Below are 12434 nucleotides of genomic sequence, written 5' to 3' on the forward strand. Positions count from 1 at the left end.
CTCGAGGGGCGCTCGGGGCGGGGTCGGCTCAGCGGGCGGGCTTGCCCTTGCCGGAGGTGTTGGCGGCCTTGGGGGCCGAGCCGTCGGTGCCGCAGGCGGCGTCGGCGACGTAGCGGCTGCCGGACTGATAGGGCTCGGTGTTGAGGATCAGCAGGTTGCCGCCGTTCATGCCGCAGTGCTGCTTGGCCAGGTCGACGGCCTCCTGCGCGGTGGGAGCCTTGCCGATGGCGGTGCCGAGCTGGGTGTACGCGGTGTCGCCGAGGGCCTCCTTGGAGGCGACGGTCTTGACCTGCGAGGCCGGCACGCGCGCGCCGGTGCCGTTGCCCTTGAACTTGCCGGAGTAACCGCCGGCGCAGGCGCCCAGGGCGAGGGCGAGGGAGACGAGGAGGAGAGGACGCGAGGCTTTGCGCATGGGTGAGAGGCTCCGATGTGCCGGGTCAGACGGCGGGGGGGCCGGGCAGATTTCCCGGGTGAGCGGCCGAACCGGGCCCGGACTGCATGACGCGGAGGGCGGGTACACGCACGCCGCGGGGCGAAGTGGAGCTCGGCCGGGGTCCGGGCGGGGCTGCCCCGGACGCCTTCTCGCACGCGCTCGCCCCCTCGCAGCGGGCACACGAGCCGCCGCAGTCGGCCCGGCGGCGGATCAGCCAGCGGGCGGTGAGCCAGCCCGCGGCCAGGGCGACGGCGGCAAGCGCGGCGAGCTGTTGCAGAAGGACCTGGAGATCGGCTTCGGGCATGGTGACGCGGAGCACAAAAAGCTTACGTCAGTCGCTGAGCTTGCGCTGCTCTTCGTTCGGGCACCACCCGCCCTTGATCCCACGCGCTCTGGGGCAAAGGCCGTAGAGCTCGAGCCGATGGCGGACCAGGCTGAACCCGAAGCTGCGGGCGACCCGCTCCTGCTCGTGTTCGATGTCGTCGTTCTGGAACTCGAGCACGTGCTGGCACTCGATGCAGATCAGGTGGTCGTGGTGCTCGGTGTCGCCGGCGGTCTCGTACATCGTCTGGCCGTCGCCGAAGCGGCGCTGGGCCGCGAGGCCGCACTCGGCGAGCAGCTTCAAGGTCCGGTAGACGGTCGCGTAGCCGATGCGCGGGTTCTCGGCGCGGCTCAGGTTGAGCAGCTCCTCGATGCTGATGTGGCCGTGGGCGGCGAAGAATTTCTGCGCGATGAGGTCGCGTTGGCGGGTCGACTTGAGCTGCTTCTTGCTGAGGTAGGCGTGGAACTGCCCCATCAAGCTCTCGATGTCGGGCAGCACAGAATGCCGACGGTCGTGCATCGGCAGGAAAGCTATCGCGGCAAAGCCGCCGCGGCAAGCGTTGCGAGGGCGGATCTCCGGCCCGTATACTCCGCGGCCGCATGGCGTCCCCGGGCAAACCGAACCCATCCAAGCGCCCCGCTGCCGGGAAACCCGCCGACCCCGCGGCGGAGCCGGCGCGCGACGGCCCCGCCATCGATCAGGTGCTCGCCAGCCTCGAGCGTGTGGTCGCCGAGCTCGAGGCCGGGGACCTCCCGCTCGAGACGGCCCTGCAGCGCTTCGAAGACGGCGTGCGACTCGCGCGGCGCGGCACGTCCCTGCTCGACGCGGTCGAACAGCGGGTCGAGGTCCTCCTCGAGGGCCGCGACGAGGCGGTGCCGTTCCCCGGGGCCGGCGAAGCGGAAGAGAGTGACGACGATGACGAAAACTTTTGAGCTCAACGCTTACCTCGGCGAGCGCCGCCGGCTGGTCGACGAGGCCATCGTGCGCGCGCTGCCCGAGGCCGGCTCCGGTGACCCCGGCCGCCTCAAGGAAGGCATGCGCTACGCGGTGCTGCAGGGCGGCAAGCGCATGCGACCGCTGGTGATCATCGCCGCCTGCGAGGCCGTCGGCGGCACCGCCGAGGCCGCGCTGCCCGCCTGCTGCGCGCTGGAGATGGTCCACGCCTACTCGCTCGTGCACGACGACCTGCCGGCGATGGACAACGACCTCGAGCGCCGCGGCCAGCCGACGGTCCACGTCGCGTTCGGCCACGCCGGCGGGATCCTCGTCGGCGACGCGCTGCTCAGCCAGGCCTTCATGGCGCTGATGCGCGGGGCCGACGGCGTGCCGCCGGCCAACCTGGTCGCCGCGGCCCGCGTCCTGGCCCACCACTCCGGCGTCGACGGCATGGTCGGCGGGCAGGCGCTCGACCTGGCCCTCGGGCAAGACGCCCACGACCTCACCGCGCTCGAGCAGGTCCACGCGCTCAAGACCGGGGCGCTCTACGCGGCCGCCGGCGCGCTCGGGGCCCTCTACGCCGGCGCCGACTCCGACACGGTGCGCTCGCTCGAGACGTGGGGCCTCAAGTTCGGCATCGCGTTCCAGCACGCCGACGACGTCCTCGACGACGACCAGAAGGCCCTGCGCACGCAGGCGCTGGCCCGCGTCGACGAGCTGGTCGGCGAGTGCGACGCGATCGCCGCACCGCTCGGCGACAAGGCCGAGCCGCTGCGGGCGATCTCCAAGTGGGTCCGCGACCGCGCCCACGCGGCCGCGGCCGGCGTCAAGGCCGACTGAGTCGCTCGAAGGGGCATGCTCTTCGGAGCATGTCCCTTCGCGCATGCGAAAAGGGACATGCCCGTCAGGACATGTCCCTTCGTGCTTTCGCGCGGGCGGCCGTCAGCTGGCGTGTCAGCTGGCGTGTCAGCTGGCGTGGATCCGCAGGGTCGAGATGGCGAAGCGCATCATGTCCATGCAGGTGCGGAAGTCCGGGTGGCGCAGGATCATGAAGCCGTCGGACAGGAGGGTCTGGCGCCAGTCGCGGCGGTTGCTGCCGACCGGCAGCAGGTCGGTGACGACCAGGCTCGGCCCCAGGCGCTGCTTGATCTGCTCGAGGCCCTCGATGCGGCGGATCTTGCCCTGGCCGAAGGCGCGCTTGAACAGCGCGGCGACGTGGTAGCGGCGCTGCGGCTTGGCCTCGAAGCTCTTCCAGCAGATCGCGCGCGCGGTCTCGCGGTAGAGGTCGAAGTCGTTGGCGAAGTTCATCTGGTCGACGAGCTTGCCGCCGGGCGAGCGGGCGGCGATCTCGCCGAACACGGCCTCGCCGTTCGGCTTCTTGTACCACTCCATGTGGGTGAAGCCGGTCGTCATGCCGAGCGCCTTGATCACCTTGCGCCCGAGCTCGATGCCGGGCATCAGCGCCGGCTGGTACGGGTCGCGGAAGACCACCTGGGCCGGCGTGATCCACTCGTTGTTGCGGCCCTCCATCGGCTTCGGGAAGTACTGGGCGACGCTCTCGAACACCGGCTCGCCGTCGATGCAGACGGTGTCGTACGTGAACTCCTCGCCCTCGATGTACTCCTCGAGGTTGATCTCGGGGTGGCGCTCGACGGCGCCGAGGACCGCGCGCAGCTCGGCGTCGTCGCCGACGCGATAAGTGTCGGCCGAGCCGGCGCCGGCGACCGGCTTGACGCACACCGGGTAGCCGATCGCGTAGGCGGCCTCGAACGCCTCGCGGGCGGTGCGGACGCGGGCGAACCGCGGCACGCGGAGGTCGGCCTCGAACAGGCGCTGCTTCATGATCGGCTTGTCGCGGAAGCCGATGGCGACGTCGGGGCTCATGCCGGGCATGCCGAGCTCCTGGCGCACGCGCGCGGCGAGCACGACGCAGGGCTCCCACAGGCACTCGACGCGGTCGGGGCGGATCCGCCGGGCCGCCTGGACGATGTGGCGGACCGCGGCGTCCTCGTCGAAGAGGCTCGGGATCTGCAAGTAGTCGCGGAGGTGCCGCTGGACCTTCGCCGGCAGCGCGCCCTTCGGCAGCTCGCCGACGCCGAAGACCTGCGCCCCGACCTCGGCGAGGCCGCGGGTGAAGTCTTGCATCTCTTCGGGGTAGTGGGGGGAGATGAAGAGAACCTTCATGGACTGGCTCCTCAACCGGCGCGGACCTTCACGGTGCGGCCGATGATCTCGAAGATCTCGCGCATCGTGTCGTAGTCGGGGTGACGCATCTGAATCCAGGCGTTGGCCATGTAGCCGGCCTCGATCGGCTGGGTCGGCCAGCCGGCGGGCGGCAAGTGCGAGCGGCAGATGTACTGGCCGAAGCGGCGCTGGACCTCGTCGATGCCCTCGTAGCCGCGGATCCGCCCGTCGCGGTCGGGCCGCAGGGCGATGATGCCGCTGGCGAACCGCCGCGACGGCCGACGCTCGACGCGGCCGTGCACGACCGCGTTGGCCCACTCGCGGTAGATGTCGATGTCGTTGCCGTCGGCGTAGACGTCCCACTGACCGACGCCCGGCGGACGCGAGCCGATCTCCGAGAACTTGAGCCCCTTGGCCCCGTAGAACCACTCCATGTGGGTCGCGGTGGTGCCGAGGTCCATCACCTCGATCACCTTGCGGCCCATCGCCTTGAGCTCGTCGTAGCCGTCGGCGTCGATGCGGTTGGTGGACACGATGTAGGGCGTGATCCACCGGTTGCGCATCGCGTCGAGGACGTTGGGGTAGTAGTGCGAGACGAACTCGAACACCGGGCGGCCGTCGATCGAGAGCGTGTCGTAGAAGCCCTCGTGGCCCTCGATGAACTCCTCGAGCGCGACCGAGGCGCCGCGGCCGACGTTCATCTCGCGGAGGGTCTGCACGAGGTGCTGCTCCTCGTCGACGCGGGTGGTGCCCGAGGCGCCGGCGCCGGCTCGCGGCTTGACGATCAGCGGGAACCCGACCCGGCGGGCGAATGCGAGGCCTTCCTCGATCGTGTCGACGCCGGTCGACTGCGCGCACGGGATGTCATGCTTGCGCAAGAACTCCTTCATCATCGGCTTGTCGCGGCACAGCATCGCCGACTGCACCGAGGGCCCGGGGATCCGCGTCGCTTCACGCACCTTGGCGGTGGTGATGATGTGGGCCTCGATGGTGCACTCGAGTCGGTCGACCCACTCGCGCTTCTGGCAGCGCCGCACCGCGTCGTACAGCGCACCCTCGTCGACGACCGAGGGCACCTGCTCGTAGCCGTGCAGCCAGCTCTTCAGTTCATCATCGAGCTGCGATGGATGCGCCTCGCCGATCCCGGTCACGCGGGCGCCGACCGAATGCATGGCGCGGACAAAATGCCTCTGGTAAGAGGGAAAGTGCGGGGCGACGAACAGGACATGCATGACGAGATTGTACCCCTCCGGGCCGCCGATTGCGTCGGACGGGTCGACGCGCAGGGGCCCCTCGAGCGCCTTACCACGGGCCTGCGCAGGAGAACAACTCCATGACGCGCGGCGTGCTCCTCGGCCCCCAGCGCCACCACCAAATCGTCGACAAAGCCGCCGACATGCTCGGCATCGACGGCCAGATCGCCGCCGTCACGGCGGGTTGGCAGGAGCGTGAGGCCGAGGACCAGGAGCTGTGCGCCGCCCTCGGCAACCGGGCCGTCAATCTGATGCTGCACGCGCGGGCCGAGACGGCCTTCCGCGAAGATCCCGAGCTGTTCGCGGCCCACCGGGCCAAGCAGGACCGCCTGCGCCAGCTGCAGGACCTCTACCGCCTGCGGCTCGCCAGCCACCTCAAGGCGGCCCGGCGGGTCCAGCAGGCCCAGGCGCCGCGCGACCTGATCGAGTCGGAGTTGGAGGAGGCGGTCCAGGCGATCCGCCTGCTCGACGCCCACCACGTGGCCAAGACGCAGCACATCCAGAAGGACTTCGACCGCAAGGTGAAGCCGCTCGAGCGGCCGGCGGTGGTGAAGCAGTTGAAGGAGATCGAGGCGATCCTGGCCGGCTGCGCCGGGGTGGCGATCGCCGGCGGGCACGTCGCCGTCCTTTATAATCGCCTGCGGCTGTTCGACCTGGGTCCGCGCCTCGCCGACCTGCCGATCATCGCCTGGTCGGCCGGGGCCATGGTGGTGGCCAGCCGGATCGTGCTGTTCCACGACAGCCCGCCGCAGGGCCGCGGCAACGCCGAGGTCCTAGAAGGCGGGCTCGGGCTGTTCCCGGGCGTGGTCCCGCTGCCGCACGCGCGCCGGCGGCTCAACCTGCAGGACCCGGGGCGCATCACGGTGTTCGCCCGCCGGTTCGCGCCGGCCACCTGCGTGGCGCTCGACGAGCGCTGCTTCATCCACTTCGAGGGTCCGCGCTGGAGCGCCGGGGCCAACACGTTCCAGCTCCGCACCGACGGCCACCTGGTGGCGCTGCACTGATGCCGGCCATGAACACCCGTCTGAACCCGCCCATGAAGCTGGCGATCCAGAGCCTCCTCGCGCACGGCCCGGTCGACGCGGCGGCGATCGACAAATTCTTGAAGACGCACTCGTTCCCGCTGATCGAGGGCCGCAACGCGACCTTCGTGTACCGCGGCCCGGGCGACCAGGTGAACCTGCGTCACTGGGTGTTCGGGCTCGGCTCGTCGCAGCCGTTCACGCGGGTCGGGAACAGCGACTTTTGGTACCACACGCTCGAGCTGCCGCCGCAGTCGCGCGTCGAGTACAAGCTCGAGGTGATCCTCGGCGGCGTGGGCACGTGGATCCGCGACCCGTTCAACCCCAACCTCGCGCACGACCCGTTCGGCGCCAATTCGGTGGCCCACGGCCAGGGCTACAAGACCCCTGGTTGGACGGAACATGACCCCGAGGCCAGGCCCGGGACGATGGTCGAGACCCAGCTCGAGAACACGCCGCTCGGGACCCAGCGCGTCAGCATCTACTTGCCGGCCCGCTTCCGCGAGAGCCGGCGCTACCCGCTGCTGATCGTCCACGACGGCGGCGACTACATGCGCTACGCGGCGCTGAAGACGGTGCTCGACAACCTGATCCACCGCCTCGAGGTCGCGCCGCTGGTGGCCGCGGTGACTCACCCGGGCGACCGGATCGGCGAATACCCCAACAACCCCAGCCACGCCGCCTTCATCGCCGAGCACCTGCTCCCGTTCATGGAGAGCCGTTACCCGCTGTACGCGGCGCCCGCGGCGCGCTGCTTGATGGGCGCGAGCTTCGGCGGCGTCGCCTCCCTCTCGACCGCGTGGCGCTATCCGGGCACGTTCGGGCGGCTGCTCCTGCAATCGGGGAGCTTCGCGTTCACCGACATCGGCGAGAGCAAGCGCGGACCGGTGTTCGCCAGGGTCGTCGAGTTCGTCAACGCCTTCCGCGAGAGCCCGGGCAGGCCGAGCGACAAGGTCTATTTGAGCTGCGGCACCTACGAGAGCCTGATCTACGAGAATCGGTCGCTGGTGCCGCTCCTCCAATCGACCGGCATGGAGGTCAAGTACGAAGAGGCGCGCGACGGCCACAACTGGGAGAACTGGCGCGATCGCCTGCGTAGCGGGCTCTCGTGGCTGTTCCCGGGGCCGCTGTGGATGGTTTACGAGTAAGGAGCGGCGCGGGCGGCGGCCCTTGCAAACTGGGGCGAATTTGGCAAGAGTCGCGGCTGCCGTAGGAGCCGACACATGGCCAACATCACCAAGAACATCGGATTGTCTCTCGGGGCCGACCTGTGCTGGCCCGCTTGCTACGAAGAGATCATCAAGCGTCTCGATTTGAACATCCCCTCCGGCGAGGACGCGATCAAGTTCCACGTCGAGCGCGTCAGCGTCGAGCCGTTCAACCTACGCCAGCCCGTCCGTTACGACGTCGTCCTCGACCGCCTGACCCACTGGTTCCACACCAGCCGCGAGTGGATCAAGAAGGCCGTCGTGATGGACGGCCTCTACGTCCTCAACAATCCGTGGTCGCTCCAGTCGATGGAGAAGCACACGACCTACTCGGCGATGATGGCCCTCGGCATGCCGATCCCCGACACGTGGATGGTGCCGCCGCGCGAGGTCTCGCCCGACAACCCCGACATCTATCCGACCCTCGAGCGCTACGGGCGGAAGTTCGAGCTGGCCGAGATCGGCGAGAAGCTCGGTTACCCGCTGTTCATGAAGCCCTACGACGGCGGCGCGTGGGTCGGGGTCACCAAGATCAACAACACCCAGCAGCTGCTCAAGGCCTACGAGCAGAGCGGCCGGCGGGTGATGCACCTGCAGCGCGCGGTCGACCCGTTCGACCTGTTCGTGCGCGCGATCGGCATCGGCCCGCAGGTCCACATCGTCCGCTACGACCCCGACGCCCCGCTCCACGACCGCTACAAGGTCGACTTCTTCTTCGTCAACGGCGACGAGTGGAGCGTCCTCCAGGACACCTGCCTCACCATCAACGCGTTCTTCGGCTGGGAGTTCAACTCGTGCGAGTCGCTGCGGAAGGAGGGCACCTTCTACCCGATCGACTTCGCCAACGCGTGCCCCGACTTCCAGGTCACGTCGCTGCACTTCCACTTCCCCGAGCTGGTCAAGAACATGATCCGCTGGTCGCTGTTCTGCGCGGCCACCGGGCGCAAGAAGGCGCTCAACCTCGACTGGGCGCCGTTCTTCGAGATCGCCAAGAAGGACCTGCCGTACCGCGAGCGCCTGGCCGGCTACGCCAAGATCGCCCGCGAGCGGATGGAGCACGACCGCTTCCAGGAGTTCGTCGCCAAGCACCTGTCGCACCTCGACGAGGTCACGTGGGAGTTCTTCGGCACCGACATGGCCAAGGGCTTCGTGCGCCAGAAGGTCGCCGCGCTGTTCCCCCCCCACGAGGTGGAGGTGTTCACCGACCACTTCTTCGGCCTGATCCAGTTCTGGCGCAAGTGCGAGGCCGACCGCATGAACTCGGTCAAGGAGCAGGCCGCGGCCGCAGCGGCGGCGGCCGAGGTGGTGACCACGCCCGAGGCCGTCAGCACGCCCGAGGTGGTGACCACGCCCGAGGCCGTCAGCACGCCCGAGGTCGCGACGCCCGAGCCCGCCAAGCCCGAGCCTGCGATCACGACCGAGAAGGCGCCGGCGGCCGAGGCTGCCGCGCCCGAGCCGGCCGCGTTCGCGCCGGTCAAGCCGGCCGCCCCGCCGAAGGGCGGCAAGGGCAAGAAGGTCAAGAACTAGTCTGTGCCGAAGGACATGTCCTCAAGAACCGGTTCGTCCGGCCCCGCGCGAAGGGGCCGGCGCCGGCCGTCCGGCCCGCCTCGCGGCGCCCCCTCAGCCATGGCCATGGATAAGACGCGCTCGACCTGGTACTCGTCGCGCCTCCGTCAGGAGGTCTCGTTCGCTCGCTGGGGCAGCTATGGCCGCCCGGTGCTGCTGTTCCCGACGGCCGGGGGCGACTGCGAGGAGTGCGAGCGGATGCTGATGATCCGCGCCCTCTCGCCGCTCATCGACGCCGGACGGATCAAGGTCTACTCGCCCGACAGCACGGCGGGGAAGAACTGGATCCGCGACGACCGCTCGCCGCAGCAGAAGGCGTGGCTGCAGAACCAGTACGACGCGTTCGTCGCCGAGGAGCTGGTGCCGGCGATCCGCACCGACTGCCGCACGCCCGACATCGAGATCATCACGGCAGGCGCGTCGATCGGGGCGCTCAACGCGGTGGCCTCGCTGACCCGCCACCCCGACGCGTTCGCGCTGGCGATCGGCATGAGCGGCACCTACAACCTGACCGGCTGGATGGACGGCGTGCACACGCTCGACTTCCACTACTTCTCGCCGATCCACTTCATCCCGACGCTGCCCGAAGGCCCGCAGCTGACCCGCCTGCGCACGCGCCTGGCGATCCTCGCCGTCGGCGAGGGCCGCTGGGACCGCCCCGGCAACTCGTGGGAGATGGCCAGCGTGCTCGGCCGCCGCGGCGTGCCCAACCGCGTCGACCTGTGGGGCCAGGACCACGACCACGACTGGCCGACCTGGCGCGAGATGCTGCCCAAGTACCTCGCCGAGCACTCCTGAGGCCCTGTCCGCAGGTTCCTGTACGAAGGGACCTGCGCGAAGAGACATCCGAATCATGCCCGCCGTCATCTTCATCGCGCCCTTCCACCTCCCGGTGACGATGCGCTTCGTCTACGCCGTCGCGGCGCTGCCGAACGTGCGCCTGGGGCTGATCTCGCAGGAGCCGATCGAGAAGCTCGCGCCCGACCTGCGGCGCCGGCTGGCGGCCTACGAGCGGGTCGCCGACGCGCTCGACGTCGATCACCTCGAGGCAGGGGTCAAGGCGGTGGCGAAGCGCCTCGGCGGCGTCGATCGCCTGATCGGCACGCTCGAGCAGCTGCAGGTCCAGCTCGGCCAGCTGCGCGACCGCCTCGGCATCGAGGGCATGGGCGAGGAGGCGTCGCGTAACTTCCGCGACAAGGCGCGCATGAAGGACGTGCTGCAGCGGGCCGGGGTCCCGTGCGCGCGTCACCGCCGGATCACCTCGGCCGGCGAGGGCTGGGCGTTCGCGCTCGACGTCGGCTACCCGCTGATCTTGAAGCCGCCGGACGCCGCCGCGGCCAAGGGCACCTTCCGCGTCACCGACGCCGAGACGCTGCACCAGGCCCTGTCGGCGCTGCGGCCGTCGCCCGAGCGCCCGGCGGTGGCCGAGGAGTTCGTCACCGGCCGCGAGCGCTCGTTCGAGACGGTGACGATCCAGGGCAAGCCGGTGTGGTTCTCGTCGACCCTGTACGACCCGCCGCCGCTGCACGTGCTCGAGAACCCGTGGATCCAGTGGACCGTGCTGATGCCGCGCGAGGAGGAGACCGAGGACACCCGGCTCGCGCGCCCGCACGCGCTGGCGGCCCTGCAGGCGCTCGGGATGGGCACCGGCCTGTCGCACATGGAGTGGTTCCGCCGTGACCGCCCGGGCGGCCCGCCGGTGGCGATCTCCGAGGTCGGCGCGCGCCCGCCGGGGGCGCAGATCGTCAGCCTCAACTCGTACGCCCACGGCGTCGACTTCTACGAGCGCTGGGCCCGGCTGATCGTGTTCGACCAGTGGGACGCGCCCCCGCGCAAGTTCGCCGCCGGCGTGGCGTTCTTCCGCGGCCAGGGCAAGACCCGCCCGGGCGCCCGCGTGGTCGCGCTGCACGGCGTGGCCGAGGCCCAGCGCGAGCTCGGCGAGCTGGTGGTCGACGTCAAGCTGCCGCAGATCGGTCAGCCGCGCGCGGAGTCGTACGAGGGCGAGGGCTACGCGATCCTCCGCCACCCCGACACCGACGTGGTGGCCCGCGCCCTGCGCCGCCTGGTCTCGACGGTGCGCGTCGAGCTCGGCTGACCCTTCGGGCATGCTCTGAAGGGCATGCCCGATGGCACATGCCTCAAAAAGCATGTCCTCGAGGGCATATGCGCTGCGCGGCTACGCGCAGGCGGTGCTGTACGGGCGCGCAGGCGGCGAGCTCATGCGCGGGCGCGCGAGCGGTCGACTCACGCCGCGTCCACAGGACCGCCGAATCGCGGGAGAGCCGCGTTGCGGGGCACCTGCAGGCGTTTCCGGACTTGTCCACAGCGCCGCTCCACAGCTTGGCAGCGACCGGCTCGCGGGCTGGCCGGCGATGGCGCTTGACGGCCGCGGCGGCGGAGGCTGTTAAATGGCCTCTGGAGTCGGAGGCGATCGATGCGTGCTTACGAGGCCTGGGAGCAGCTGGACTTCGCGACCTTCATGACCCCGGAGACACGGGCGACGACACGCCCTGCGCCAGGCGCGACGCTCGAGATGCACGTGTACGGCGACGACTTCGCGCTGGTGCGCGTGCGCGACGGTTTTTATGCCGACGATCGCCGGGTCTTCTACGTCTCGCGCGGCCGCGTGTACCTGCTCCGCTCGCCGCGGCTGCGCCCCGGCCAGGGTTTTCGCCGGATCACCGCCCTGCCGGCGGCCGCCCAGAGTGTGGACGAGGCCTGCTTCGACCCCGACGACGCCGGTGATCAGGCGCTGTTCGCCGTGGCCGACTGCATCGACGGGATCTAAAAGGCCGCGAGTGCGCGGGTAGCGAGGGCGCGAGGACGAACCAGTGCGGCAGGGTTGCCGCTCGCGGCGGCCGCTCGCGGCAGGCCTCACGCGAAGTACGCGGGGCGCTCGTGATGAGCGCCCCCTTTTTTAAAAAGTTACGCCCCGCTCAGGCTGCCGTGGAAGGCGGTCTGCCAGCGAGGCGGCAAGGTCGACGAGACCTTGCTCGTCACCGTGCGAAGAAGAAGTTACGCCCCGCTCAGGCTGCCGTTGAAGGCGGTCTGCCAGCGAGGCGGCAGGTCGACGAGACCTTGCTCGTCACCGTGCGAAGAGGGTGGCCGGACTCTGGTTGCCGAGTCCGGCCGAGTGGAGGCGCCGGGAATTGAACCCGGGTCCGCGAGCCATCCGGTGGGACCACTACGTGCGTAGCCGCTGTATTTGATTTAGCCCCGGAGCATGCCCACGGCAGGCCCTCTCCGGTGCGATCCCCTCATCTCACGTGTGCGCTCGGGGCGAGGCGCGCACGCCAGCTCCAGTAATCACACCCCCGTTCCTATTGGAGCCTCTCGGGCGGGGATGTCGCGGGTTCTTACGCCGCGAGGGCCATCTGGCCGTAGCTGTTGTCGTTGGCAGCTATGATTCCCACTCATTTTTACGTGGCTGAGTAGGCAGCCCCGGCACGCGATCCGTCACGTTCAGTACCCCCGTCGAAACCTGACACCCCCGTGAGTGGTTGGACCTTC

Annotated in this window: 12 protein-coding genes and 1 other RNA gene; 8 read left to right on the forward strand and 5 right to left on the reverse strand. The window is 69.9% G+C overall.

Going from position 1 to position 12434, the window contains the following annotated elements:
* Positions 1-28: 28 nt before the first annotated feature.
* Together OV090_RS24080 and OV090_RS24085 are read right to left on the reverse strand one after the other, a co-directional pair.
* Positions 29-412 carry a hypothetical protein gene (locus OV090_RS24080; protein ID WP_267706648.1) on the reverse strand — a complete coding sequence of 128 codons (384 nt, stop codon included), beginning with the start codon at positions 410-412 and terminating at the stop codon, positions 29-31.
* Between the two features lie 352 nt (positions 413-764).
* Positions 765-1253 carry a transcriptional repressor gene (locus OV090_RS24085; protein WP_267706649.1) on the reverse strand — a complete coding sequence of 163 codons (489 nt, stop codon included), beginning with the start codon at positions 1251-1253 and terminating at the stop codon, positions 765-767.
* Between the two features lie 194 nt (positions 1254-1447).
* On the opposite strand from OV090_RS24085, the gene xseB reads away from it, so the two are divergent.
* Positions 1448-1687, forward strand: a complete 240-nt coding sequence (gene xseB, locus OV090_RS24090; RefSeq protein ID WP_267707149.1) for an exodeoxyribonuclease VII small subunit — start codon at positions 1448-1450, stop codon at positions 1685-1687.
* Positions 1671-2531, forward strand: a complete 861-nt coding sequence (locus OV090_RS24095; RefSeq protein WP_267706650.1) for a polyprenyl synthetase family protein — start codon at positions 1671-1673, stop codon at positions 2529-2531. Before xseB ends, OV090_RS24095 begins: the two co-directional genes overlap by 17 nt.
* Before the next feature lie 126 nt (positions 2532-2657).
* Here the strand turns inward: OV090_RS24095 and OV090_RS24100 are convergent, their stop codons facing one another.
* The gene (locus OV090_RS24100) at positions 2658-3875 is read right to left on the reverse strand and encodes an ATP-grasp domain-containing protein (RefSeq protein ID WP_267706651.1); all 1218 of its coding nucleotides are present in this window, start codon (positions 3873-3875) and stop codon (positions 2658-2660) included.
* An 11-nt stretch (positions 3876-3886) separates the two neighbouring features.
* Entirely contained in the window at positions 3887-5047 is a 1161-nt protein-coding gene (locus OV090_RS24105; protein ID WP_267706653.1) for an ATP-grasp domain-containing protein, read from the reverse strand.
* 161 nt (positions 5048-5208) lie between these two features.
* On the opposite strand from OV090_RS24105, the gene OV090_RS24110 reads away from it, so the two are divergent.
* The 6 genes from OV090_RS24110 (at position 5209) to OV090_RS24135 (ending at position 11712) form a co-directional block, all read left to right on the forward strand.
* Complete coding sequence (locus tag OV090_RS24110) at positions 5209-6132, forward strand: Type 1 glutamine amidotransferase-like domain-containing protein (RefSeq protein WP_267706655.1); 924 nt, start codon at positions 5209-5211, stop codon at positions 6130-6132.
* Between the two features lie 8 nt (positions 6133-6140).
* Positions 6141-7298, forward strand: a complete 1158-nt coding sequence (locus OV090_RS24115) for an alpha/beta hydrolase-fold protein (RefSeq protein ID WP_267706656.1) — start codon at positions 6141-6143, stop codon at positions 7296-7298.
* 75 nt (positions 7299-7373) lie between these two features.
* Complete coding sequence (locus OV090_RS24120; protein ID WP_267706657.1) at positions 7374-8885, forward strand: hypothetical protein; 1512 nt, start codon at positions 7374-7376, stop codon at positions 8883-8885.
* Between the two features lie 105 nt (positions 8886-8990).
* Positions 8991-9722 carry an alpha/beta hydrolase-fold protein gene (locus tag OV090_RS24125; RefSeq protein ID WP_267706659.1) on the forward strand — a complete coding sequence of 244 codons (732 nt, stop codon included), beginning with the start codon at positions 8991-8993 and terminating at the stop codon, positions 9720-9722.
* 55 nt (positions 9723-9777) lie between these two features.
* Positions 9778-11019 carry an ATP-grasp domain-containing protein gene (locus tag OV090_RS24130; protein ID WP_267706660.1) on the forward strand — a complete coding sequence of 414 codons (1242 nt, stop codon included), beginning with the start codon at positions 9778-9780 and terminating at the stop codon, positions 11017-11019.
* Between the two features lie 339 nt (positions 11020-11358).
* On the forward strand, positions 11359-11712 hold the full coding sequence (locus tag OV090_RS24135) for a hypothetical protein (RefSeq protein ID WP_267706662.1): 354 nt from the start codon (positions 11359-11361) through the stop codon (positions 11710-11712).
* Between the two features lie 343 nt (positions 11713-12055).
* On the opposite strand, the gene ssrA is transcribed toward OV090_RS24135, so the two are convergent.
* Positions 12056-12416: a transfer-messenger RNA gene (gene ssrA, locus OV090_RS24140) on the reverse strand.
* Positions 12417-12434 lie beyond the last annotated feature (18 nt).

Source organism: Nannocystis sp. RBIL2 (assembly GCF_026626745.1).
Classification (GTDB): domain Bacteria; phylum Myxococcota_A; class Polyangia; order Nannocystales; family Nannocystaceae; genus Nannocystis.

Excerpts from the sequence above, each read along its gene's own strand:
- OV090_RS24100 (WP_267706651.1), bottom strand. The coding sequence starts at position 3,875 with ATGAAGGTTCTCTTCATCTCCCCCCACTACCCCGAAGAGATGCAAGAC.
- OV090_RS24120 (WP_267706657.1), top strand. The coding sequence starts at position 7,374 with ATGGCCAACATCACCAAGAACATCGGATTGTCTCTCGGGGCCGACCTG.
- OV090_RS24125 (WP_267706659.1), top strand. The coding sequence starts at position 8,991 with ATGGATAAGACGCGCTCGACCTGGTACTCGTCGCGCCTCCGTCAGGAG.
- OV090_RS24115 (WP_267706656.1), top strand. The coding sequence starts at position 6,141 with ATGAACACCCGTCTGAACCCGCCCATGAAGCTGGCGATCCAGAGCCTC.
- OV090_RS24080 (WP_267706648.1), bottom strand. The coding sequence starts at position 412 with ATGCGCAAAGCCTCGCGTCCTCTCCTCCTCGTCTCCCTCGCCCTCGCC.
- OV090_RS24110 (WP_267706655.1), top strand. The coding sequence starts at position 5,209 with ATGACGCGCGGCGTGCTCCTCGGCCCCCAGCGCCACCACCAAATCGTC.
- OV090_RS24135 (WP_267706662.1), top strand. The coding sequence starts at position 11,359 with ATGCGTGCTTACGAGGCCTGGGAGCAGCTGGACTTCGCGACCTTCATG.
- OV090_RS24095 (WP_267706650.1), top strand. The coding sequence starts at position 1,671 with ATGACGAAAACTTTTGAGCTCAACGCTTACCTCGGCGAGCGCCGCCGG.
- OV090_RS24105 (WP_267706653.1), bottom strand. The coding sequence starts at position 5,047 with ATGCATTCGGTCGGCGCCCGCGTGACCGGGATCGGCGAGGCGCATCCA.
- OV090_RS24130 (WP_267706660.1), top strand. The coding sequence starts at position 9,778 with ATGCCCGCCGTCATCTTCATCGCGCCCTTCCACCTCCCGGTGACGATG.